Source organism: Dyella silvatica, from assembly GCF_026283955.1.
Lineage (GTDB): Bacteria > Pseudomonadota > Gammaproteobacteria > Xanthomonadales > Rhodanobacteraceae > Dyella_C > Dyella_C silvatica.
The window spans coordinates 1-21,343 of sequence record NZ_JAPDPE010000042.1 but is presented as its reverse complement, the minus strand read 5'-3'; the positions used below and the strand labels follow the sequence as shown (position 1 = coordinate 21,343).

Below are 21,343 nucleotides of genomic sequence, written 5' to 3'. Positions count from 1 at the left end.
GCCGATCGGCATAGCGCTGACTTTCACGCGCGCTGAGTGCAGTAAGTGATGGCCCATCTAGCCCGGCCGGGTTGTGCCTGCAACGGCGGCTTTTCGCAGGCGTGCCATGAAGGGCAGCCCCGAAAGAAAGGCCAGCAGATCGCCACCGAAGGTCGCCATGCGGAATCCGGCCACGAGCAGCAGTACTTCTGCTTCAGGCAGGTGACCTTTCAGTAGCATGATGAAGACCGCCTCGCGCACACCCAGCCCGGCCGGCGCACCGATAACCAGATAGCCTGCAGCCCAGCTCAGCGCCGCCACCGCGGCAAGCAGGCCGTAGCCACCCTGGATAGCCTCGAAAGGCGTGGCGACCAGGATCAGGGTCATGGCCATCAGGGCGAAGAACAGCAGGTACAAAAATATCGCAGGGATCAGCCAGCGCGGGGCGAACGGAGCCAGCTGGCCCATCCATCGAGGCGCTTGTCGTTGAACGGCGGCAAAGGCGCAGCCGCTGCCGAGCACAACCAGCGGCACGGCGCACCATACCCCTATCGATGAAAGCGCCGGCAGCAACTGGTTGATCAGGGAGGCGCCCCATAGCAGTGCCGCCGCGACAAGCAGGCCGGCTTCGGCGATGGCGCAGAACACCAGCGCCGCATGCGACACGCCCCACCGCTTGAGCATGACGTGCCGCCCAACATATTGCGCCACATTCCCTGGCAGATACTTTCCGAACTGAGTCACCGCATAACACAGCACGGTGTCGCGAAAGCTCGGTCGCAACCGACTCACGCTGGCCTGAACAAACCACCATGCCGCAGCCAGCGCCAGCACGCCGATGGCGTAGGTGGGAATGGCGGCGACGAGATGCCAGCCGATCGCCTGCGCATGCGATGAATGAGCGACGCGCTGCAGTAATCCACTTTCGACAAATCGATAAATGACCCAGCCGACACAAAGCGCGCTCAGTAACGTACCCGCGGCGCGAAGGCTGCGTCTAGCGACGGACACGGCACAGCACCATGGTCCACGGCAATGGCGATTGCACGCTGACGATATCAAAGCGTGTAGCCAGCATTTGCACGAAGCGGCGCCGCGACCAATGCTTCACATGGCCTGGTGTATTTCCCAGCTCAGCGATATAGCGCATGCGAACGAGGTTAAGCATGCGCCAAAGCGGTTCTCTCGGCACGCTGACAAGCACATAACGAGTGCTCAGGCGGTTGAGTACTTCCAGCGCAGCGTGTGGATCTTCAAGATGCTCCAGCACCTCACAACAGATCACCAACTCCGCCGGCGCAAAGCGACCTGCCACATCCTCGATGGCACATTCGATAAACGGGATATCCAGCCCGGCGGCCTTGGCCCGGATCGTGGCTTCGGCAATGGCCTCCGGCGCGATATCGCAAGCTTCCACCGCGATACCGGCGCGGGCGAGGCGCATCGACAGCTCGCCTTCGCCACATCCGATTTCAATCGCCCGGGTGCTCCCTTGGGTCACTGCGGTCGCATTGTCGAAGGCTTTCAAAAAGCCCGACATCAGCCATCTCGCCACCGGATTGCGAGTGCGGTACTTGTCGTAAAAGTTGCCGGCGGGCTGAATCACCGTCGCGTCACCCATGCGTTTGCCCTTGATCTGTAAACCTTATTCTCTGATGAGCGTTCTATGCCGACAGCCTTGAGACGGCCCGGCGACAGTTTCGCGACAGCATGTAATAATCTTGACACAGCTTTGAGTACGGCAGTCGACGGCAGAAGGATCTGCGCAGGTGCCGCGAATGGTCTACGACTTAGGGGACGCTAAACGTTATGGCAATTCAAGGCCCATCGAGAACTTCGGATCGCAGTTCAGCAGGGTCTGTCACATTGCCGTTGCGCAAGCTGGTCATCCAGATCCCCTGCCTCAACGAGGCAGAAACCTTGGCCATTACACTGGCCGCGCTGCCACGGGCAGTGCCCGGCTTCGACCTGGTCGAATGGTTGGTGATCGACGATGGCTCGACCGATAAAACCGTGGAAGTGGCTCGTGCGGCAGGCGTCGATCACATCGTGAGTCATCCGGCCAATCGCGGGCTTGCCGCGGCCTTCATGTCAGGATTGGAAACGGCACTCGCTGCCGGTGCCGACGTTATCGTCAACACCGACGCCGACAACCAATACGACGCCAGCGATATTCCTACGCTTACGCAACCGATTCTTCGCCGAGAAGCCGATATGGTGGTGGGGGCTCGCCCGATCGACGAGACCGCGCACTTTTCATGGATGAAGAAGAAGCTGCAACGGCTCGGCAGTTGGGCGGTTCGCATGGCCAGCAACACCGATATCGCCGATGCGCCAAGCGGGTTTCGTGCGATGACCCGCGAAACGGCGATGCGGCTTAATGTCTTCGGTGCCTATACCTACACCTTGGAAACGATTATCCAGGCGGGCCTTAGCGACCTGCGGGTGATTTCCGTACCCATCCATACGAATCCCGATCTGCGTCCCTCGCGATTGGTCAGCAGCATTCCCAATTACGTGAAGCGTTCCCTGGGAACCATTCTGCGGGTGTTCGTCATCTATCGGCCGCTAGCCTTGTTTATGTGGGCCGGCGTGATGTCCATCACATTCGGTCTTGCCGTAGGCACAAGATTTCTTTATTTCCTGATAACCGGCAGTGGCGACGGTCACGTGCAGTCGGTGGTGCTGTCCGCGCTCAGCCTGATACTTGGCGTGCTGATGGTGGTCCTTGCCTTGATCGCCGATCTGATCGCGGTCAATCGCAAAATCTCCGAACAGATACTGTTGCGCATGCGCAAGCTCGAGCAGGCTACCGCGCCAGCAACGGCCGATGCCGAGCCACTGGAGAAATCGCCCCCGCGGCAAGCGGCGCCAACCGTGCAGCACTCAAGCAGGAAATGGGGATAGTGAGTGGCGAGGTAAAGGTAACCTCTCCAGACGATTCTTCCTGGGTGGAAGCCGCGCAGATATCGGATGATCAGCCTGCATCCATCCACGTGCCATTGCCGCCCGATCTTCCGCTGCACAAACTCGATATCCGGGTGATCGGCGCAACATCACCGCAGGCCCGATCCGGGGCAGCCGATGTGCGAGTACTGGGTATCGCATTGACAAGTATTGAGCTGGAATCCGCGAACAAATAGTCGGGTGCGGACGTTGGCTACGACACCTGCGATTGAAATCAGCGCTTGAGATCAAACCGGCTGTCATTGGCCGCGGCCGTTCTGCTCACTCTTGAGATAGTCGACAAAAGCGCGCATGGGTGCAGGCATGTGCGTGCGGCTTGGATAGTAGAGAAACGGGCCGGAGAAGTTTTGCCACCAGTCGGCGAGCACTGGCACCAGGGCACCGCTGGCGAGTGCCGGGCGAAGATCATCCTCAAAGATGTGGACTAATCCCAGGCCGGCGATGGCGGCCTCGATCTCCAGGGCGATGGTCGATGCGATCAGCGGCCCGTCCGGACTGATCCGGATGATCTCGCCGTTACGTTCCAGTTCCCAGCTGGCAACCACGCCACTGGGAAAGCGATGCCGAATGCAGGCGTGTCGCAGCAGTTCGCTGGGATGTTGTGGATGCCCATGCTGGGCCAGGTAAGCCGGTGCGCCCGCAATGACCATGCGTTGAATGCGCGGCCCGATCGGCACGGCAATCATGTCGCGCTCGATGCTTTCCTCGTAGCGGATGCCGGCGTCGAAGCCGGCTGCCAGCACGTCGATAAACGTGTCGTTGGCGGTGACCTCAAGCTTGATGCCGGGATGCGCCGCCAGAAAGCCGTTCACGATCGGCGGCAAGATATGCCGGGCGACAATGGATGGGACATTGAAGCGAAGTGTGCCGGTGGGGCTGTCGCGAAAGCTGTTGACCGCATCCAGCGCGCCGGCGATGTCGTCGAGTGCCGGGGTGAGTCGTTCCAGCAGGCGTTGGCCCGCCTCAGTCGGGGTGACGCTGCGGGTGGTGCGGTTGAGCAGGCGCACCCCAAGCTGCGCCTCCATCCGCCGCAGCGCGGCGCTTAGCGCCGAGGCGGAAACGCCGCGGATCGCGGCCGCGCCGCGAAAGCTGCGCGCCCGGGCAACCGCCATGAAAGCATCGAGATCAGAAAGGTCGGGATCGCTCATTGTGCGTAAATCCGTACAACCCGTGCGAAGTGGGGCGGATTATCGCACGCTCACTTCGCGCTCATACTTCATTCCGTCAACACCGCATCGGGCGGTTAACCAAGAGGTTTTGCCATGAAACATCGTCAACTAGGTGCGACTGGTCCGCATGTGTCCGCCCTTGGCTTGGGGTGTATGGGTATGTCGGGCATGTACGGCCCGTCTGACCGCGCCGAAAGCATCGCCACCATCCATGCCGCGCTCGAGGCGGGTGTCAGCCTGCTCGACACCGGCGATTTTTACGGCTCCGGCCATAACGAGATGCTGATCGGCGAGGCGCTCAAGAGTGCCGGCAGCCAGCGAGACAACGCCTTGCTGAGTGTGAAATTCGGTGCCCAGCGCGACCCGGCCGGCGGTTGGTCGGGTAATGACACCCGGCCCGCATCGGTGAAGAACTTCCTCGCCTATTCGTTACAACGGCTGGGCGTGGATCATATCGATATCTACCGGCCGGCGCGGCTGGACCCGAGCGTGCCGATCGAGGAGACGGTGGGCGTCATCGCCGACATGGTCAAGGCGGGCTATGTGCGCCATATCGGTTTGTCTGAAGTGGGTCCTGAGACCCTGCGCCGCGCGGCTGCGGTGCACCCCATCGCCGACCTGCAGATCGAGTACTCGCTGATTTCCCGCGGCATCGAAGACGGCATCCTGAAAACCTGTCGCGATCTGGGCATCGGCATCACCGCCTATGGTGTGCTGTCGCGCGGGTTGATCAGCGGGCATTGGCAAAAAGGCGCGACGACCGCCAATGATTTCCGTGCCTACAGCCCGCGCTTCCAGGCCGGCAACGTGGATCGGAATCTGGCCCTGGTCGAGGCATTGCGCAAGATCGCCGACACCAAACAAGTCAGCGTGACCCAGTTGGTGATTGCCTGGGTGGCGGCCCAGGGAGACGACATCGTCCCATTGGTCGGTGCGCGCCGCCGCGATCGCCTGCAAGAGGCATTGGGCTCACTCGATGTCGTGCTGAGCACTGAAGATCTGGCGCAGATCGAAGCGGCTGTGCCCAAGGGTGCCGCGGCCGGCGATCGCTACGCTCCCGCGCAGATGGCGCACCTGGATAGCGAAGGCGCCGGCCACGTTTAAGCGGGTCGCTACATGACCGACGCATCGCGATGACGATGGTTACCGTGGTTGGGGTGAGCCCAGGCGAACTCCAACCATGCGCGTCGGCTCATCAGTGTGGGGTTGGCTTGGGCTCACCCCAGCCTGCGCCCAATCCATCCACTCCATCGGTACGCTGCATCGGGCCACCGGGCTGAAGATGCCAGCGCACGTTCGCATCCAGCGGGGTCCAGCGGCTCACTTTGGCGCCGGCTTGCAGCAGGCCGCGGCCGATCCAGTTATTGCAGGTATTGAACAGGTGGTATCTGCCATTGGCTGCAAAAAAAGCGTCGTATTTACCATAGTGCGCATCGGGCACGTTCACGCCATGCGACCCGGCAAGCTGCGCGGTATCGAGCACGTAGTGGATTAACGAGGCGTACTGGGCCTGGGAAAGCGGCAGTCGGTAAACATCGGTTTGCAACTCGGCTGCACTCAGATACTCGACATGCAGCAAGGCATGATCTCGCCCCAGCATGGCATTGAACGCGCGGGCAGCCGTGAGGTCGCTCCAGTGGGGCGTGCTCAGATAAAACTCACGGTCACCCCAGCCGATGGCAATGAAATCAGCATCGGCCGGCATCGCGGAGAAATCTTCAGCGGGAAATATCGTGCTCCAGTCGATCGCCGCCGAACGAGCCGGAAAAACAAAATCGGTATGCACGCCATTGGAGACGATATACGCCTCGACATCATGCGCCACCGGCGCATCACGGTTGGCGGGGAAAAAAGGCAAAGCAAAAGCAGCCAGCAAATAGCCGGCGATCAAGCCGACTGGCACGGCGAACAGCCAACCCATCCATTTGAACAAACGTCGCACGGCCCGCCCATTCTTCAGCGACAAAGGAGAGACACGATACACCGGCGCAAGTCCGAGATTTCGATGGTCGCTGGATGCTGCGCCAGGTGGCGTCGTACGCCGCCTATGCCTTATGTGTCGGTAAGCTCGCCCTCGCTCAGCCGAAAAGGCATGGTGTGAAAAAACGGCTCAGCAAGTCTCATCGGGAATAAGCGCCAGCAGGTCCGTTACGCCGACATCGGCACCGGCTTGAGAGAGCAAGGTGGTTGCCTGGCCGCGATGATGGGTTTGATGATTGAAGAAATGCGTGGTGAGGCTATAGAAGTTTCTTTGAGCCGCGACACCCTTGGTATTGGCGTAGCTCAAGACATGATCCAGATCGCCGTCTTGAATCGATTGCACCCAGGCGGTGATGATGCGATCGAGCGCTTGGCGATGGGCGGCAAGGCTTTGAATATCAGCGCATACCAGTACGTTGAGGCCGGCAGGCATTGGCAGCTTGCGCACGGCTTCAAGTTCGGAGTAATGGGCAGGGTGCGTGGCAAAGCGCTTCAGCCAGATCGTGTCCGCAATCACCAGGTGATTCAGCGTGCCGAGGATGGAGCCAAAAAAGGCCTGCATATCGGCGCTCAGTACCTCGTCGGGCAAGCTCAGCGCGGCCTCATACAACTTGCCGTTCATCCACTGGTTGTACGACGCCATCAGGCGAATCTGTTCGATGCGATTCATGGATTGCTTCAATGGCCGCTGATAGGCGATTTTCGCGCAGATGGGCGAGTGACGGCGATTTATTTCGTCGGCAGCAGCCCACCCAGGCGGCCATTGATTCTGCGGCTGCCCGCAGCGGCAGGGGCGACCCGTCATGCTGCGACGCGTCGCTCGCGCCGATCACCATCCTGCCCGCCCAAGCCTAGTCAGCGCTGGCCAGGCTTGGGCAGTGGCTTGATAAGGTCAGGACCTCGCGCGATCCACACCATGCAAAGTTCAGATCATGCCCGAGTCGTGATGGCTGATTCGACCACCCACGATGCTCGCTAGTGGCGCGCGCGGGCAAGCAGGTCGCCGACAAACGCCAGTGCACACAGCGCCAGGCAAAGCGCACAGACGCCGCCCCAGCCGGCGATGGCCCAGGCGGTGCCCGCGGCGACGGCGCCGATGCCGCCGCCGACAAAGAACACGCCGACGAAGAGGCCATTCAGGCGGCTGCGCGCATTCGGGTCGAGCATATTGATGGCGCGGCGGCCCAGGGTCTGGTCACCGACGGCACCCGCGTCCAGCAAGATCGCCGCGATAACCAGTAGGCCCAGGGCCAGCTGCGGATGCTCGGCGATAGGCATGCCGAACCAGCCGGCACCGGCGCTGCCTGCAAGTAGGACTCCGATCAGCAACAGCAGATGAGCCACCGGCATGGCGGTGGCGCTATGCCCGCGATCGCCGATTTTGCCGGCCAACGGCGCCACAATGGTGCCCGCCACGCCTGCCAATGCGAACAGTGCCATGCCGTGGCTATCCAATGAAAACGGCGCCTGGACCAGGCGCAGGCCAATGCCGGTCCAAAAGGCGCTAAAGCCTGCCATGACCACCGCCGCCGAATACGCGTAGCGGCGCAATACTTTTTCACGACGCCATAGTGTGCCCAGTGAAGCGATCAGGCCGCGATAGGTTTCGCCGCTGCCTGGGTGACGCAAGGGCAACCAGCGCCACAGCGCCAACGCCAGCAAGGCGTCGAGTGCGGCGAGTACGCCGTAGAACGCGCGCCAGCCGAACGCACCCTCGATCAAGCTGGCGAACGGGCGTGAAAGCAGGATGCCAAGCATCACCCCGCTCATCACATTGCCGACGGCGCTGCCGCGGCGATCCGGGTGAGCCATGGCTGCCGCCAGCGGCACCAGAATCTGGATCGCACAGGAAGTTGCACCCGCCAGGCACACCGCCAGTAAAAACCACGGCGCTGTCGCGGCGCTGGCAGCCAGCGCAAGCATCAGCGCGCAGCAGGCCAAGGTGGTGACGGTGAGTCGGCGGTTTTCCAGCAAGTCAGCCAGCGGCACCAGAAACAGCATGCCTACGGCGTAGCCGAGCTGCGGCAGCATCGCCACCAGGCCGCTAAGCGATACCGGCAAATGCAACGAGCGGCTGACCGGACCGGTCAACGGCTGCGCCGCGGTCAGATTGATAATGATGACGCACACCGCGAAGGCGAACAGCGCCGTCAGCGGGGCTGTCAGCTGGGTAGCGGCTTGCTCCACCTTCGCGACGATAGGGGGATGACGGGGCGGGGGCTGCATGATCGGGGTCTTGCCAGCGGGGAGATCGCTGATGCTAAATACTCGCGCACTATGCCGCTATTGAATATTATTCATAATCATTATGCGTAACACGCATGATCATCCAGCAGGCCATTCGTATGAATACCCGTGATATCAGCGCGTTTATCGCCGTCGTCGATACCGGCTCCATCGTGCAGGCCGCCGCCACGCTGCATCTCACCCAGCCGGGGGTGACGCGCCGGGTGCAAAGCCTGGAGGCCCTGCTGGGGCTGGAGTTGCTGGATCGTCAGTGCAAGCCATTGCGGCCTACGGCGGCGGGATACGAGGTTTATCAAAAAGGCCGCCAGTTGCTGCATGCACAAGCCGATTTGCTGGCGCTGGCGCATTCTGATGTCGATCCGGCGGGTGAACTTCGCCTGGGCATGCCACCGTTTCTGGCTGAAGTGGCGCTGACGGCCCCGGTGGATTGCCTGCGCGAGCGCTTTCCACGGTTGAGCCTGCGCATCCATGCCGGTTGGTCGTCCAGTCTGCTGGAGCAGGTGGAGCAAGGCCTGCTCGATGTGACTGCCGCGGTGTATTCCGAAAACACCGCGCCGCCATCCGCTATGTTTGCGCACCCGTTCAGTCGGCAATCGATCAAGGTAGTGGCTTCGCCCTCGCTCGGTTTACGGACTCGCGTGGCTTTGAAAGATTTGGCCGGCTTGCCCTGGGTGCTTAGCCAGAGCGGTTGCGGCATGCGCTCCACGCTGCGGCGTGAGCTGGAGGCGCAGGGCTTGCCCTGTCATGTCGGGGTAGAAGCGTTTGGCGTGGATCTACAACTGTCCTTGGTCGCGCGTGGTGCCGGCATTGGCCTGGTGACAGCCGACCTGCTTGCTGCCAGCGCGTATCGCGACCGGCTCAAGGTGCTCAGCGTCAGCGACTTCAAGATTCATGTGATTGGCTGGCTGGTGCATCGCGCGTTGCCACCTCGGCTGGAGGCACCGGTTGCGCTGCTATTGCAACAGCTGAAAGAAGTGATGGCCAAACGCTGAACATCGCGCAACCTAAGCTGCGGCGCTTCGCTTCATCGAAGCAGCTGTCACTGTGGGCATGACGCCTGGGTGGCTTGGCGGGTATTTAAGTCTTCTTGCTGCGTCGCGGCTTGGTTTCGGTCTTGGCGATGATTTGCATCAAGTACTCGATGCCTTCCTCTTCCGGAAAGAACGCCACGACATCGGCGACAGATAAACCGTAGCGCTCACGTAGCGCAAGAAATTCGGATTTGGCCCGAGCGAGTTTGGCTTCGGCGGTATTTTCGGGTGGACGCTTTTCCGCCGTGCGTTCAAGCGCGGCGAGCTCCTCCTGAAAACGTCGAAATGCGTCTTTGGGGGCATTCATGCTGAATCGAAGGATATCGGTTTGAGCGGGCGCTTAGTGTATCGGCTTAACGGCGATTGGTGGCCGGCCATGATTTGGCGATGTCGAATGCTTCACAGCGAGGCCGTCACGAGCAAGGTGAAAGTTAGCCAAATGTTGTGCCGGAGCTGCGGCGACATGGCGATCGTCGATCACGATGACGATGGGTTGCACGCACGATCGTCACTCGTGTTCGCAGGAATCGGGGATTTTCGCATCAAATACGCCGATGGCGTTGCGCTGCCTGTGTTCAGTGGCGGGCAAACCTTCGACGTGATTGTCGACAGCCAAACGTCCAGCCACCTGAATGACGCGCGGCCAAGCGCCGATGCCGATTGAAACCGAAATGAGCACCTCGCTATCTGCGAGAGGCTTATGACCAGTAGACTGCGCCCACATGACGATTGATATCTCCGGCAGTCAGCCGGTTTCCACGGATGGCGCACCCATGTTACCCCTGAAAATCATTGCCACCGGCAAGGCGTTGCCTTCGCGTTGCGTGACATCCGTCGAGCTGGATGTCTTGCTGGGCAAGCCCGAGGGATACGTCAAAAAAAAGTCCGGCATGACGCATCGGTACTTTGCGGAAGAAACCGATCATCAATCCGAACTCGCCGCCGCCGCACTGCGCGATGCGCTAACACGCCAGGCGATTCCCGCCGCCTCGATCGATTTATTGTTATCGGCCACGGGCGTGTCCGAGCAGGCCTTGCCGAGCACCGCTTGCCGCATCATGCAGCCGGCGGGGCTGGCCCATGGCATCCCCGCCTTCGACATCAATGCCAGCTGCCTGAGCTTTCTTGCCGCGTTGCAACTGGCGGCCAGCCTGCTCAATACCGGCACCTATAAGCGTATTGCGATTGTCGCCTCTGACCTGGCTTCGCGTGGCTTGAATTGGGATGACCATGAAACCTCGCTGATCTTTGGCGACGGCGCGGCGGCGGTCATCGTGGAGCGTGGCGATGGCCGCACCGGCATCGAGGCATTTCGTATGGAGACCCATCCGCAAGGCAAGGCTTTATGCGAGATCCGCGCAGGCGGCACGCGGCGCACGCCACGACGCGGCGCCGACGCGGAAGACTTCCTGTTCCGAATGGACGGCCGTGGGGTGTTTCGATTGGCGGCACAGGTGATGGATCGTTTTATCGCGCTATTGTTTGCCGGCCGGCCATTCGGCCCGCGCGATATGGATATCGTCATACCGCACCAGGCCAGCCACCTGGCCATGCAACACATCACCAAGCGTCTTGGCATGCCTTCAACGCAAGTGATGAATATCTACGCCACGCATGGCAATCAGGTGGCGGCATCGATGCCTACCGCAGTGCATGAAGCGATGGTGACGGGTCGCTTGGCGGCCGGCTCGCGCGCCTTGTTGATCGGCACCGCGGCCGGCCTGACGGTGGGCGGCATGGTGCTGGTGCTATGACCATTCTGGTGACTGGTGCGACCAGTGGCCTGGGCCGTAACGCGGTGGAATGGCTGCATGCGCAAGGTGTCGCGGTGCGGGCCACCGGCCGCGACCTGGCACGGGGCACACAGCTGCAACAGCGTGGCATCGAGTTTGTACCGGCCGATCTCGCTCGCATCAGCGCCGAGCAGGCGGATCATTTATTGCGCGATGTGGATATCGTCTGGCATTGCGCGGCGCTGTCTTCGCCATGGGGTCAGCCGGACGATTTTTACGACGCCAACGTCAGGGCCACGAGTTTGCTGGCGGAGGCGGCGGTCGCACGCGATGTGCGTCGCTTTATCCATATTTCGACCCCGTCGATTTATTTCGACTATCAGCATCGGCGCGATATTCCCGAGGCGCATCGGGCACGCCGCTACGCCAATTACTACGCGCATACCAAGGCGCTGGCCGAAGATCGGTTGCAAGGCATGGTCGCCGCGCATCCGCGCACCTGCTTTGTGCTACTTCGCCCACGCGGCTTGTTTGGGCCGCATGACCGCGTAGTGCTGCCACGCATACTGCGGCTGCTGCGCGAGCGCAAAGGCGTATTGCCATTGCCGCGTGGCGGCGAGGCGCTGATCGACCTCACTTATGTCGGCACTGTAGTGCATGCGATGCAGCTTGCCTCACAGCTAGCGGGGCTGGCGTCGGGATCGGCCTATAACATCAGCAACCAAGAGCCTTCGACGCTGAAAGCGCTATTGCGACGTTTGCTTGGCGATGCGCTGCAGCTCGACTATCGGGTGAAATCCATGCCGTATCCGTTATTGGATATCGCCTCGCGCGGGATGGAGCAATGGAGTCGGCTCAGTGGACGTGAGCCGATGTTCACCCGCTACAGCATGGGCGCCCTGCATTTCGATATGACGCTTAGCAACGCCAAGGCACAGCGCGAACTCGGCTACTACCCGCCCGTCGATATGCACGCCGGCATTCAACAGACCGCTCAATGGATACGCGCGCATGGCACGCATCACCACCTTTGAGGCCGGGTTTTGTACCCACCGGGCCTGCATGGCATTGCGCGGCGCCGGCTTTGCCGTCTGTGCGTTTCCCGCGCGGGCGTATCTGATCGAAGCCGGCTCGGGCCGTTGGTTATGGGATACCGGCTACGCCTCGCATTTTATCGACCACACGCGTAGCGGCGTTTTCGCCATCTATGCCAAGGTCACGCCAGTGCATTTCGATGCCGCCGATGCCTTGGCCGCGCAGCTGCGCCAGTGCGGTTTGCAGCATGGCGATATCGACGCTCTGATCCTTTCGCATTTTCACGGCGATCACATTGCCGGCTTGCGCGATTTTCCCGAGGTGCCCTTGCTGTGTTCGGGTTCCGGCTGGTCGCGCACGCGACATCTGCAAGGCATTGCCGCCTTGCGGCGCGGTTTCATCCCCGGGCTGATTCCGGCTGACTTTGAATCCCGCCTGCGTTTTGTCGAAAGCTTTGAACACGTCGCCCTGCCGCAAGCCCTGGCGCCATTCACGCAGGCGTATGCGCTACCCGGCGCCGATGGCGAAGTGTTCATCGTGGAATTGCCGGGCCACGCCGCCGGTCACCTGGGGGCTTTTGTCGATACCGAAGACGGTTGGGTACTGCTGGCTTCGGATGCCGCATGGTCACCCACCAGTTATCGTGAACTGGTCGGCCCTTCGACGCTGTCGCAACTGATCATGGAAGACACCCGTTCGTACTACGACACCTTGCGCCAGTTGCAGCAGCTCGATCGCGGCGGCCAGGTGCGCATCATGCTGACCCACGAAGGTGCCTTGTGATGCGTTTGCTGCGCCTATGGTGGGCTTATGTCGGTAGCCGGCGACGGCGCTTTGCCAGTCGCGCCGCGCTGGAGCAGTACCAGGCACGCAAGCTGCGCCGGTTTGCCGATCGCGTGCTTTCTCGTAGCCCGTACTTTCGCGCCATGCAGCACCAGCCGTTGTCGGCCTGGCCGCTGATGAATAAGGCGGTGATGATGGCGCAGTTCGATCGCATGAACACGGCCGGCCTACATCTGGATGAGGTGCTGGCCTGTGCTTTGAAAGCGGAGAGTTCGCGCGATTTCAGCCCGACCATCGGCCGTTTCAGCGTCGGCCTTTCCTCGGGTACCTCGGGCGGGCGCGGCGTATTCGTCGTCAGCCCGGAGGAGCGCGCGGCCTGGGCAGGCGTGATGCTGGCCAAGTTGCTGCCCGCCGGCTTGTTGCAGCGCGAGCGCGTGGCGTTGTTTCTGCGCGCGAACAGCAATCTCTATACCTCGGTGGACAATCCCTGGCTGTCGTTTCAGTTTTTCGATTTGTTCTCGCCGTTCGAACAGCTGCTGCGGCAACTCAATGCCAGCGCGCCGACTATCGTGGTGGCGCCTGCGCAGGTGCTGCGTGAGCTGGCCTTGGCGACCCTGGATGGGCGCATGACCGCGCGGCCCAGGCGGGTGATTGCCGCGGCCGAAGTGCTCGATCCGATCGATCGGGCCCTGCTGCTGCGCGTCTTCGATCAAGTGCATGAGGTGTATCAGGCGACCGAGGGCTTTCTCGGCGCCACCTGCGCGCATGGCGTGATGCATCTCAACGAAGATGTGCTTTATGTGGAGCCGGAGTGGATCGACGACCTGCGTTTTGTGCCGATCATTACCGACTTCACCCGTTCGACCCAGCCGATTGTTCGTTATCGCCTCGACGATATCCTGGTAAAACGCAGCGAGGCTTGCCCGTGCGGTAGTCACGCCATGGCGATCGAGCGCATCGAAGGCCGTTGTGACGACATGCTGTTGCTGCCCGGCAGACTTGCGACTGGCCCGTTGACGATCTTCGCGGACGTGTGCGCACGAGCGCTGGCGCAAATGCTACCGGCCGCCGCCGATTACCGTCTGCTGCAAACCGCGGCAGACACGCTGACCCTGCATGCCAATACCGACCTGCCTACCTTGCATGCGTGCCGGGCTCATTTAATGAACGTATTCGAGCGTCTGGGTGTGGACGTGGCGCAACTGCATTGGATCTTGTCCACCGATATGACAGCCACCCCTTTTACGGCAAAGCGCCGCCGCATCCTGCGTAGCTACGCCGCCATATGAAGACCTATCTGCAACGCATGCGTGCGATAGCGCTGGGCTGGGGCGCGGTGGGCCTGGTCTATGGCAGCTCGAGTATTTTGCAGCGCCAAGGCGTGGTGCTGCAGGAGTCCGCGCTGGATCGGATGATGCCTTACAACCCGCATGGTGTTTGGCTTTATCTCTCGTTCTTTGTGCTGATCCCGCTGACCTACGCCAGCATCGAGCTGCGCCAGCTGCCATGGCTTACCCGAGCGATGCAGCTGTGCGCGGCGATTTGCATGGTGGTTTTCATGCTGTGGCCGACCACCTTGATGTTTCCGCCAATAGTCGGCCACTCTGCCAGTGATATGGCGATGCGGCTGTTGGCGGCTGGTGACACCACACAGAATTGTCTGCCCTCGCTGCATGGCGCGTTGACCTTGCTGTGCGCCTGGGCATTGCTGGATCGCAAGCGTCCGTGGCGTTCCTTGCTGGCGTTGCTGTGGGGGCTGGGTATTGCCTATGCCACCGTGCAGACGCGCCGCCATCTATCGGCCGATCTATCCGCAGGCATGCTGCTGGGCCTGATCTGCGGCTATCTCAGTTACCGCCTATGCAGCCGACCCACGACGTCGGCTTCGACGGCGGCATCCTGCAACGCTGTTACAGCTCATACGATCTCCACGCAGAGTCCGCCGCCATGAACGCACTCGCCATTCCCCTGCTGCTGATGTTGCTGCTGGTGTTCGCCGATGCGCTATTACTCAAGCGCATTCGAGGCGAGCACACGCCATGGAGCGATGTGATTTTCAACTTGAATTCGGGGCACATCCTGCTGTGGTTTTTCCGTGGCGTCGAGGTGGCCGTATTCGCCTTCGTGCTTAGCCATTTCAGCTTGCACTGGGCCGAGCATTGGCATCCCGCGCTGGTCTGGGTGTTCGCGTTCTTCGCCTGGGATTTCTGCTTTTACTGGTTGCATCGGCTGCATCACAAGATTCCGCTGATGTGGGCGGTGCACGTGGTGCATCACGAGGGCGAACATTTCAATCTGTCGCTAGGCATTCGCAACTCCTGGTATTCCTCGCTGACGTCGATACCCTTCTTTGCCGTACTGGCGGTGATCGGGGTACCGCTAAACGTGTTTATCGTAGTGTCCTCGCTGCATTACTCGATTCAGTTCTACAACCATTGCGGCACGCTGCGCAGCTCGGGCTGGCTGGACAAGTTCATGGTGACGCCACTGCATCATCGCGTGCATCATGGCCTCAACCCGGAGTACATCGACAAGAATTTCAGCGGTACCTTGCTGATCTGGGACAAGCTGTTCGGCACGTTTCAGCGCGAGCTCCCCGGCGTGCCGATTCACTATGGCGTCGAAGACAGCGTGCCGACGCATAACCCGTTCTGGGCGAACAATCTGCCGCTGCTGCGTTTGCTGAAATGGCGACAGCCCGCACTGGCCGGCATAACCCGGCCAGCCATGCCGCAGCCGTGGATTGCCCTGGGTGGTCTGTTTCTGTTCGGCGCGGTGATCTACTACGTGCATCGGCAGGGCACATGGCAAGGGTCGGCACAACTGAGTCTGTTCGCGCTGATCTTTTTATCGACGCTTGCCCTGGGCGGCATTTCGGATGGACGGCGCTGGGGCGTGATGGCTTGGTCGGCGCTGACGATGGCGTCGCCGCTGGTGATGATCGGCTGGTATGGGCTGCGCCAGCCCTGGGGTTGCCTGCCGCTGATCTTGTTGGCCTTGCATGGCTTGATGAGCCTGGGCTGGATGTTCGCCAAACCGTATCGGCTGCAAAGCGCCAGTTCGGCGACGGATGTCTAGAGCATCGGCCGGTCGTACGGCAGGGCCCATGCTCGCGCGGGTAGCCGGCTATGTGCGTTTAGCAGGGGTGCTGCAATAATGCCGGCTACCCGCGCCCAGGCGCCGCTGCGATGGATCGATGCATGACTCGGACGTGGATGGCTGGCCTTGCACTCGCCCTGCTCTCGCTGCAGGCCGCCGCTGACCCGCAAGACGATACCGCGCTGGCGAAAAAGGCGGACGCGATCCTGGCGCAAAGCATCGCTGCCGAGGTACCGGGTGCCAGTGTGCTGATCGCGCGGGACGACCAGGTGATTTACCGCCAGGCACGTGGCCGCGCCAGCATCGAGCTGGATGTTGCGCTGTCGCCGCAACAGGTTTTTCGCATCGGTTCAATTAGCAAGACCTTTACCGCCGCCGCCGTATTAAAGCTGAGTGCGGCGGGCAAGCTGTCATTGAACGATCCGCTGTCGAAATTTCTGCCGGATTACCCCGATGGCCGTCATATCACCCTGGCCGAGCTGCTCAGCCACACCTCCGGTGTGAGTGACGCCTGGGAAGCCGACCCGGCCAAGCCGCAGGACACCGCGTCGCTGGTCAAACTGATTGCGGCACACGCGCCGGATTTCCCGCCGGGCGCCGCCTGGGCCTACAGCAACTCTGGTTATATGTTGCTGGGCGCGGTGCTTGAGAAAGTCACCGGGCAGCCGTGGCACGAAGTCATCCGCGAACAGCTGACCCAGCCGCTAGGGCTGACCCATACCGCGTACCACCCCGACCAGGCCGTGGTATCGGGGCGCGTTAGCGGCTATAGCCAGGATGAGCATGGTCATGTCGTGCTGGCGCCTTTTGTCAGCATCAGCGGGCCGAGTGCGGCGGGCGCGTTGACTTCGACCGTGGACGATTTGTTTCACTGGATGCGCGCGCTGGCCACGGGCCGCGCCTTGCCGCCTGCGCTTTACCGAGACATGTCCAGCGCCAAAGCGACAGCCCAGGGCGACCGCGTTCCCTATGGCTATGGCTTGATGCTGGGCACGGTGCGCGGCGAGCCGGTGCTGGAACATAACGGTGGCATCGAAGGTTTCGCATCGCAGCTGACGTATTTCCCCAGGCATCACATCACCGTGGTGGTACTTGCCAATACGGATGCCGGATCGCCGAACCCGCGTTCGTTGGCGCATCGGCTCGGTGCGCTGGCCATGGGGCGGCCGTATGCCGAATTACAGCCGGTGACCGGCAGCGCGCAAGACTTGCAGGCATTGAGTGGCAGCTATCGCATCGGCCCCACCGCGATGCGCACGATCTCGGTGGAGAACGGTAGGCTGACGATGCAGCGCGAGGGCGGTCCCAAGCGCGCCTTGGCGGCGGCAAAAGACGATGTGCTGTTTTTCCCGGGCGACGGTACCGACTACATCAAGATCATTCGCGATGCACACGGCGCGGTCAGTGCTTTGGATTTCTATGCCGACGGCATGCCACCGGCGCGGCGCGAAGTCCGCGTGCCCTAGCCGCGGATTCGGTTCACGGCTTGCGGTCATTCGTCGTAAAGCAGACCCGATTGCAGCGCGTGCTCCTGATTCTCGAAGATCGCCATCGCCGTACGCATGCGCTTAAAACCCAGCTTGAGATAAAAGCCCTCCTTGCCAGGGTTGGCAAAGAGGATGATTTTTCGGTGTCCGGCAGATAACTCTTTGAGCCGGGTGACGATCGCCTTGCCCACCCCGAGGCCTTGGGCATCGGGATGGATGGCGATATCGCAGATGTAGGAACAATCGAAGCCATCGGCCATCGCCCGACCTACGCCGATCAGTTTGTCATGCTGGTACACGAAACATTTGTACCTGCTGTTGCCGAAGGTGATCTTCAGCGCATCGGGATTTTTTTCGCCGAGCGGGGCGATTCGATAAAGATTCGTCAGCTCGGCCCAGTCAACGTTGTCCTGTTCAAATATCCATTTCACTGCACAAATCTCCGCAAGATAAGATCGCCAGCCGGGAATACGGCTGGCGTGGATCGGTATTCACGCCTTGCCGCCTACCACTTCGACCAGGCGCGACGGTGCAAAGGGCTTGGCCAGTACTTGTGTGGTTTGTCCGGCAATCGGCTGTATCGCGGCCAGGTTTTCATTGGCCGAGATGATCAGGCAGCGCACATTGGGATGCAGGGTGGTGACGTGTTGCAGCACATCGTTGCCAGTGGCGTCGGGCAGATGGAAGTCGCTGACCAGCACGTCCAGCCGCTCGGCCTGACGGGCCAGTTTGATCGCTTGCTTACCGCTGCCTGCGGCAAGCACGCTGGCACCGGCGGCATGCAGCGCATCGGCAAGCAAGTCGCGCAGCGCTTCGTCGTCCTCGACCAGCAAGATATGCATGCCATGGATGGATACGACCGGCGCGCTCTCATCGTGTGCGCTGGAAAGCGGAAGCTGGATGCGGAACGAGGTGCCACGCTCCGCCTCGCTACGCACATCGATGCGGCCGCCGGCGTCGTCAACGAAACGCTTGACTACGGCCAGGCCGATGCCGGAGCCAAGGCCTTCCGGCTTGGTGGTGTAGAACAAATCGAATAGCCGCTCGCGCGTTTCGCTATTCATGCCCAGGCCGTTGTCGGCCAGGGTCATCAGTACATGACCGTCTTCCGCGCTCGCCGCGATGGTGAATACGCCACCGTCGGGCATGGCGTCGCGCGCGTTGGTGGCGATGTTCAACATGGTCAGCTCGAACTCGCTGCGATCCAGCTTTACCGGCAACGCCTCGTCGGTCAGCTCGGTATGCAGTACCACGCGCTTGCCGAAGATTTGCTGGATCAATGGCAGCATGTCGCCGATCACCGTACGGACATCCACGACTTCGCGCACGCTGTTCTCGCTACGCCCCAGACTGAGAATGCGCCGGATCGCCATGGCACCGCGCTGCGCTGCCAGCTTGATGCCATCCAGTGAATCATTGGCCACGGGCAGGCTTTCGCTGGCGTCGGGTCGGCTCGCATAACCCATGATGACACCGAGAATATTGTTGAAATCGTGGGCGATGCCGCTGGACACGCGCCCGACCGCTTCAACTTTCTGTGCCTGGATGAGCTGTGCTTGCGAGCGTTCTTTTTCCTGGATTTCCTGCTGCAAGGTTTTTTGTGTGCGCAGCAAGTCTTCACCGCGCAGGTTGGCCAGGGCCAGGGTTTCGCGCAACGCGGACACCGAGCGATCCAGGATCACCGCGACGATCACAAAGCCAAGCCCGCAGCGGATGAAGTTGATCACCGCCATAGCGGTGTCGTGGTCGCCTTCGAAATTATCGACCAGCGCGCCCATGCCGAGGATGCACAGCATGCCCACGGTGATCGCCCACAGCGCACGCCGGCCGAGCAACAAGCCACCCAGCACGATGGGGTAGATCTGCGTGGCCTGGAGCGCCAGTTCGGCTTGCAGGCCGTGATGCCTATAGCTAATCGATATAAGTACCAGGGTGCCTGAGATAAAAAGTATGGCCGACGGCTTGAAGCGGCCGCGGCGTACTAGCCAGAAGCAGAACCAGAACAGGATCACGGTAAACAAACTGCGTATTTCCGCCGCCCAATCGATGGCTTCGCCATGGCGCGTGGCCCAATGTGGAATCATCGACAGCGGAAAGGCCGTGCCGAGAATCAGCAACAAGATCTGCAACATCGGCGCATTGCGCCATTCCAGCGGATCGTCCACCGGTACATTGCGCAACCAGCGCGCAAGCCAGCGGAACGGGTTGAGCGAGCGCTGCGACGATTCCGCCGCACCCGCCACGGAATGTGGCCTGGTCTGTGACACGGCTATGCCCCCTTGACGATTAGCCTGATCCGAGGGATCAGGTCTGAGCCGGCGCGAAGGATGGCGCATGTGCCGATGCCCGGCAATGGATCTAACGACACGGTAGGGCACAGGTATTTGCTAGAGTTCGCGCCTTATTGAGCAGGGGTGCCATGGCGCACACATGCAATATGGCCTCAGGGGGCAGGGAACGGTATGGATGACAACGGCAGGCGCGGCGTACTTGTTGCCGAAGACGATGCGGAGCTTCGCGATCAGGTATTGGTGCCGGGGCTGCGGGCCTTCGGTTTCGATGTAGTCGGCGTGGGCACCGCCGCCGATCTTTATCGTGCCATCGTCGGCGACCGCTATCGGCTAGTGGTGCTGGATATCCGCCTGCCCGACGAAGACGGCTTCACCGTGGCGCGTCACCTGCGCAGTGTGTCGGACATCGGCATCATCATGCTTACCGGTCTCGACTCGACCGCCGATCATGTGCGCGGCTTGCAGGAAGGTGCGGACGTCTATTTAACCAAGCCGATCGACCTGGAAGTCGTGGCCGCATCGCTGCACAGCCTGTCGCGCCGTATCGACGCTGCCAGCCCCGGCGTGGCGACGGCCCCGGCGCTGGGCTGGCGGGTGGAGGCCGGCGGCTGGCGTTTGCTGGCGCCCAATGGCGTATTGGTGGCGCTATCGATGGCCGAGCGGTTAATCGTCAAGCGCCTGATCGGCTCAGCGGGCGCGCCGGTGGCCCGCGATGTGTTGATCGACGAATTAGCCGTCCACATCGAAGAGTTCGATCCAAGTCGCCTGGACATGCTGATTCACCGGTTGCGCCGCAAGGTGGTAGCGAAGACCGGCCAGGAGCTGCAGCTGACGGCGGTGCGGCGGATCGGCTACATGCTGGCTGTCGATTAAGCGCTCGCCGGAAAGCCCGCGGCCGCGACACGATGCGCCCTTGCGGCGCGCTTTTGCAATTCAATGAAATATTGCGAAAGCCGGTGAGATTGTGCGCGCCGTCACACTCGACATAGGATCGCCGCCGTTCAGGGGGAGTTCGCTTGCTCTCCGCCGTGTTTAGTGTGAACACGGCGGGGAGCGAGTATCTCTCCATCGACGTTTCATCTTCGTCAGCGGTATGACCGAAGGTGAGCGTATGCGCCCAGCGACTTGCGGGTGCCGATGGCGATGCTCACCTCTGGCGAACGTTGAGAGGCTCCGTACCCGGATGGTATGAGCTGCTTCAGGGGTGGCGCATTCGCTAGGGGTTTAGATTAGAAGCGACGACTTACGACGGTAGATGCAATGGCATCCGCTTGCGGTGCTGGCTGCTCGTCTCTACACGTTGTGTGCTTCCCGCCGTTGGGACGGGCGCGTTTGCGCCTGATTTTCCTGCCGGACCGGCAAGGTTGAACGCTGCTTTCTAAAGCCCGCGCGATGCATGGGATTTGCTACCGCAGGCCACTCGCCTGCAACCCAAGGCAGCGGGACTCGTAACTTATGACTTCTTTATTCACTCGTCATCGCAGCAGCGATGCGCTTCGATACGCTCGTCTGCGCCGTTGGGTTTGCGCATGGTTTGCCCTG

The 21,343-nt window shown here is 61.3% G+C and carries 22 protein-coding genes; 13 read left to right on the top strand and 9 right to left on the bottom strand.

Features of this window, described 5'->3' with window-relative positions; translation table 11 throughout:
• Nucleotides 1–57 precede the first annotated feature (57 nt).
• Together OUZ52_RS10205 and OUZ52_RS10200 are read right to left on the bottom strand one after the other, a co-directional pair.
• The gene (locus OUZ52_RS10205; RefSeq protein ID WP_266158280.1) at nt 58–990 is read right to left on the bottom strand and encodes a lysylphosphatidylglycerol synthase domain-containing protein; all 933 of its coding nucleotides are present in this window, start codon (nt 988–990) and stop codon (nt 58–60) included.
• Nucleotides 977–1,600 (bottom strand): class I SAM-dependent methyltransferase, encoded by a 624-nt coding sequence (locus OUZ52_RS10200; protein WP_266158279.1) that lies wholly within the window; start codon nt 1,598–1,600, stop codon nt 977–979. Before OUZ52_RS10200 ends, OUZ52_RS10205 begins: the two co-directional genes overlap by 14 nt.
• 245 nt (nt 1,601–1,845) lie before the next feature.
• Here OUZ52_RS10200 and OUZ52_RS10195 point away from each other — a divergent pair, with 245 nt between their 5' ends.
• A complete protein-coding gene (locus tag OUZ52_RS10195; RefSeq protein WP_266158278.1) occupies nt 1,846–2,886 on the top strand; it encodes a glycosyltransferase family 2 protein in 1,041 nt (346 codons plus the stop codon).
• Entirely contained in the window at nt 2,886–3,122 is a 237-nt protein-coding gene (locus OUZ52_RS10190; protein ID WP_266158277.1) for a hypothetical protein, read from the top strand. Before OUZ52_RS10195 ends, OUZ52_RS10190 begins: the two co-directional genes overlap by 1 nt.
• A gap of 63 nt (nt 3,123–3,185) precedes the next feature.
• On the opposite strand, the gene OUZ52_RS10185 is transcribed toward OUZ52_RS10190, so the two are convergent.
• Nucleotides 3,186–4,094, bottom strand: a complete 909-nt coding sequence (locus OUZ52_RS10185) for a LysR family transcriptional regulator (protein ID WP_266158276.1) — start codon at nt 4,092–4,094, stop codon at nt 3,186–3,188.
• 114 nt (nt 4,095–4,208) lie between these two features.
• Between OUZ52_RS10185 and OUZ52_RS10180 the strand changes: the two genes are divergently transcribed.
• Nucleotides 4,209–5,219 carry an aldo/keto reductase gene (locus tag OUZ52_RS10180; RefSeq protein WP_266158275.1) on the top strand — a complete coding sequence of 337 codons (1,011 nt, stop codon included), beginning with the start codon at nt 4,209–4,211 and terminating at the stop codon, nt 5,217–5,219.
• A 91-nt stretch (nt 5,220–5,310) separates the two neighbouring features.
• Here OUZ52_RS10180 and OUZ52_RS10175 read toward each other — a convergent pair whose 3' ends face one another.
• From OUZ52_RS10175 to OUZ52_RS10165, 3 genes are all read right to left on the bottom strand, one after another.
• A complete protein-coding gene (locus tag OUZ52_RS10175) occupies nt 5,311–6,057 on the bottom strand; it encodes a TIGR02117 family protein (protein ID WP_266158274.1) in 747 nt (248 codons plus the stop codon).
• Nucleotides 6,058–6,225: 168 nt separating this feature from the next.
• Nucleotides 6,226–6,765, bottom strand: a complete 540-nt coding sequence (locus OUZ52_RS10170) for a DinB family protein (protein WP_266158273.1) — start codon at nt 6,763–6,765, stop codon at nt 6,226–6,228.
• Nucleotides 6,766–7,070: 305 nt separating this feature from the next.
• Complete coding sequence (locus OUZ52_RS10165) at nt 7,071–8,321, bottom strand: MFS transporter (RefSeq protein WP_266158272.1); 1,251 nt, start codon at nt 8,319–8,321, stop codon at nt 7,071–7,073.
• 119 nt (nt 8,322–8,440) lie between these two features.
• Between OUZ52_RS10165 and OUZ52_RS10160 the strand changes: the two genes are divergently transcribed.
• A complete protein-coding gene (locus OUZ52_RS10160; RefSeq protein ID WP_266158271.1) occupies nt 8,441–9,334 on the top strand; it encodes a LysR family transcriptional regulator in 894 nt (297 codons plus the stop codon).
• 85 nt (nt 9,335–9,419) lie between these two features.
• Here the strand turns inward: OUZ52_RS10160 and OUZ52_RS10155 are convergent, their stop codons facing one another.
• Entirely contained in the window at nt 9,420–9,680 is a 261-nt protein-coding gene (locus OUZ52_RS10155) for a 2-hydroxyacyl-CoA dehydratase (protein WP_266158270.1), read from the bottom strand.
• A gap of 156 nt (nt 9,681–9,836) precedes the next feature.
• Between OUZ52_RS10155 and OUZ52_RS10150 the strand changes: the two genes are divergently transcribed.
• From OUZ52_RS10150 to OUZ52_RS10115, 8 genes are all read left to right on the top strand, one after another.
• Nucleotides 9,837–10,037 (top strand): hypothetical protein, encoded by a 201-nt coding sequence (locus OUZ52_RS10150; protein WP_266158269.1) that lies wholly within the window; start codon nt 9,837–9,839, stop codon nt 10,035–10,037.
• 58 nt (nt 10,038–10,095) lie between these two features.
• A complete protein-coding gene (locus tag OUZ52_RS10145; protein ID WP_266158268.1) occupies nt 10,096–11,127 on the top strand; it encodes a 3-oxoacyl-[acyl-carrier-protein] synthase III C-terminal domain-containing protein in 1,032 nt (343 codons plus the stop codon).
• Nucleotides 11,124–12,140: an NAD-dependent epimerase/dehydratase family protein gene (locus tag OUZ52_RS10140; RefSeq protein WP_266158267.1), complete on the top strand. Its 1,017-nt coding sequence runs from the start codon at nt 11,124–11,126 to the stop codon at nt 12,138–12,140. The genes OUZ52_RS10145 and OUZ52_RS10140 overlap by 4 nt, the downstream gene beginning before the upstream one ends.
• The gene (locus OUZ52_RS10135; protein WP_266158266.1) at nt 12,118–12,924 is read left to right on the top strand and encodes an MBL fold metallo-hydrolase; all 807 of its coding nucleotides are present in this window, start codon (nt 12,118–12,120) and stop codon (nt 12,922–12,924) included. Before OUZ52_RS10140 ends, OUZ52_RS10135 begins: the two co-directional genes overlap by 23 nt.
• Nucleotides 12,924–14,213: a F390 synthetase-related protein gene (locus OUZ52_RS10130; protein ID WP_266158265.1), complete on the top strand. Its 1,290-nt coding sequence runs from the start codon at nt 12,924–12,926 to the stop codon at nt 14,211–14,213. Before OUZ52_RS10135 ends, OUZ52_RS10130 begins: the two co-directional genes overlap by 1 nt.
• Nucleotides 14,210–14,875 (top strand): phosphatase PAP2 family protein, encoded by a 666-nt coding sequence (locus tag OUZ52_RS10125; RefSeq protein ID WP_266158264.1) that lies wholly within the window; start codon nt 14,210–14,212, stop codon nt 14,873–14,875. The genes OUZ52_RS10130 and OUZ52_RS10125 overlap by 4 nt, the downstream gene beginning before the upstream one ends.
• Nucleotides 14,872–16,002, top strand: a complete 1,131-nt coding sequence (locus OUZ52_RS10120; RefSeq protein WP_266158263.1) for a sterol desaturase family protein — start codon at nt 14,872–14,874, stop codon at nt 16,000–16,002. Before OUZ52_RS10125 ends, OUZ52_RS10120 begins: the two co-directional genes overlap by 4 nt.
• Nucleotides 16,003–16,124: 122 nt before the next feature.
• Nucleotides 16,125–17,489 carry a serine hydrolase domain-containing protein gene (locus OUZ52_RS10115; RefSeq protein ID WP_266158262.1) on the top strand — a complete coding sequence of 455 codons (1,365 nt, stop codon included), beginning with the start codon at nt 16,125–16,127 and terminating at the stop codon, nt 17,487–17,489.
• Between the two features lie 26 nt (nt 17,490–17,515).
• Here the strand turns inward: OUZ52_RS10115 and OUZ52_RS10110 are convergent, their stop codons facing one another.
• Together OUZ52_RS10110 and OUZ52_RS10105 are read right to left on the bottom strand one after the other, a co-directional pair.
• Nucleotides 17,516–17,941 carry a GNAT family N-acetyltransferase gene (locus tag OUZ52_RS10110; RefSeq protein ID WP_266158261.1) on the bottom strand — a complete coding sequence of 142 codons (426 nt, stop codon included), beginning with the start codon at nt 17,939–17,941 and terminating at the stop codon, nt 17,516–17,518.
• 60 nt (nt 17,942–18,001) lie between these two features.
• Nucleotides 18,002–19,777, bottom strand: a complete 1,776-nt coding sequence (locus OUZ52_RS10105; protein WP_266158260.1) for a hybrid sensor histidine kinase/response regulator — start codon at nt 19,775–19,777, stop codon at nt 18,002–18,004.
• Nucleotides 19,778–19,972: 195 nt separating this feature from the next.
• Between OUZ52_RS10105 and OUZ52_RS10100 the strand changes: the two genes are divergently transcribed.
• Nucleotides 19,973–20,674, top strand: a complete 702-nt coding sequence (locus OUZ52_RS10100) for a response regulator transcription factor (RefSeq protein ID WP_266158259.1) — start codon at nt 19,973–19,975, stop codon at nt 20,672–20,674.
• The last annotated feature ends 669 nt before the right edge of the window (nt 20,675–21,343 follow it).

Excerpts from the sequence above, each read along its gene's own strand:
- OUZ52_RS10185 (WP_266158276.1), bottom strand. The coding sequence starts at position 4,094 with ATGAGCGATCCCGACCTTTCTGATCTCGATGCTTTCATGGCGGTTGCC.
- OUZ52_RS10160 (WP_266158271.1), top strand. The coding sequence starts at position 8,441 with ATGAATACCCGTGATATCAGCGCGTTTATCGCCGTCGTCGATACCGGC.
- OUZ52_RS10170 (WP_266158273.1), bottom strand. The coding sequence starts at position 6,765 with ATGAATCGCATCGAACAGATTCGCCTGATGGCGTCGTACAACCAGTGG.
- OUZ52_RS10115 (WP_266158262.1), top strand. The coding sequence starts at position 16,125 with ATGACTCGGACGTGGATGGCTGGCCTTGCACTCGCCCTGCTCTCGCTG.
- OUZ52_RS10165 (WP_266158272.1), bottom strand. The coding sequence starts at position 8,321 with ATGCAGCCCCCGCCCCGTCATCCCCCTATCGTCGCGAAGGTGGAGCAA.
- OUZ52_RS10125 (WP_266158264.1), top strand. The coding sequence starts at position 14,210 with ATGAAGACCTATCTGCAACGCATGCGTGCGATAGCGCTGGGCTGGGGC.
- OUZ52_RS10130 (WP_266158265.1), top strand. The coding sequence starts at position 12,924 with ATGCGTTTGCTGCGCCTATGGTGGGCTTATGTCGGTAGCCGGCGACGG.
- OUZ52_RS10145 (WP_266158268.1), top strand. The coding sequence starts at position 10,096 with ATGACGATTGATATCTCCGGCAGTCAGCCGGTTTCCACGGATGGCGCA.
- OUZ52_RS10120 (WP_266158263.1), top strand. The coding sequence starts at position 14,872 with ATGAACGCACTCGCCATTCCCCTGCTGCTGATGTTGCTGCTGGTGTTC.
- OUZ52_RS10140 (WP_266158267.1), top strand. The coding sequence starts at position 11,124 with ATGACCATTCTGGTGACTGGTGCGACCAGTGGCCTGGGCCGTAACGCG.
- OUZ52_RS10200 (WP_266158279.1), bottom strand. The coding sequence starts at position 1,600 with ATGGGTGACGCGACGGTGATTCAGCCCGCCGGCAACTTTTACGACAAG.
- OUZ52_RS10135 (WP_266158266.1), top strand. The coding sequence starts at position 12,118 with ATGGCACGCATCACCACCTTTGAGGCCGGGTTTTGTACCCACCGGGCC.
- OUZ52_RS10180 (WP_266158275.1), top strand. The coding sequence starts at position 4,209 with ATGAAACATCGTCAACTAGGTGCGACTGGTCCGCATGTGTCCGCCCTT.
- OUZ52_RS10150 (WP_266158269.1), top strand. The coding sequence starts at position 9,837 with ATGGCGATCGTCGATCACGATGACGATGGGTTGCACGCACGATCGTCA.
- OUZ52_RS10100 (WP_266158259.1), top strand. The coding sequence starts at position 19,973 with ATGGATGACAACGGCAGGCGCGGCGTACTTGTTGCCGAAGACGATGCG.
- OUZ52_RS10155 (WP_266158270.1), bottom strand. The coding sequence starts at position 9,680 with ATGAATGCCCCCAAAGACGCATTTCGACGTTTTCAGGAGGAGCTCGCC.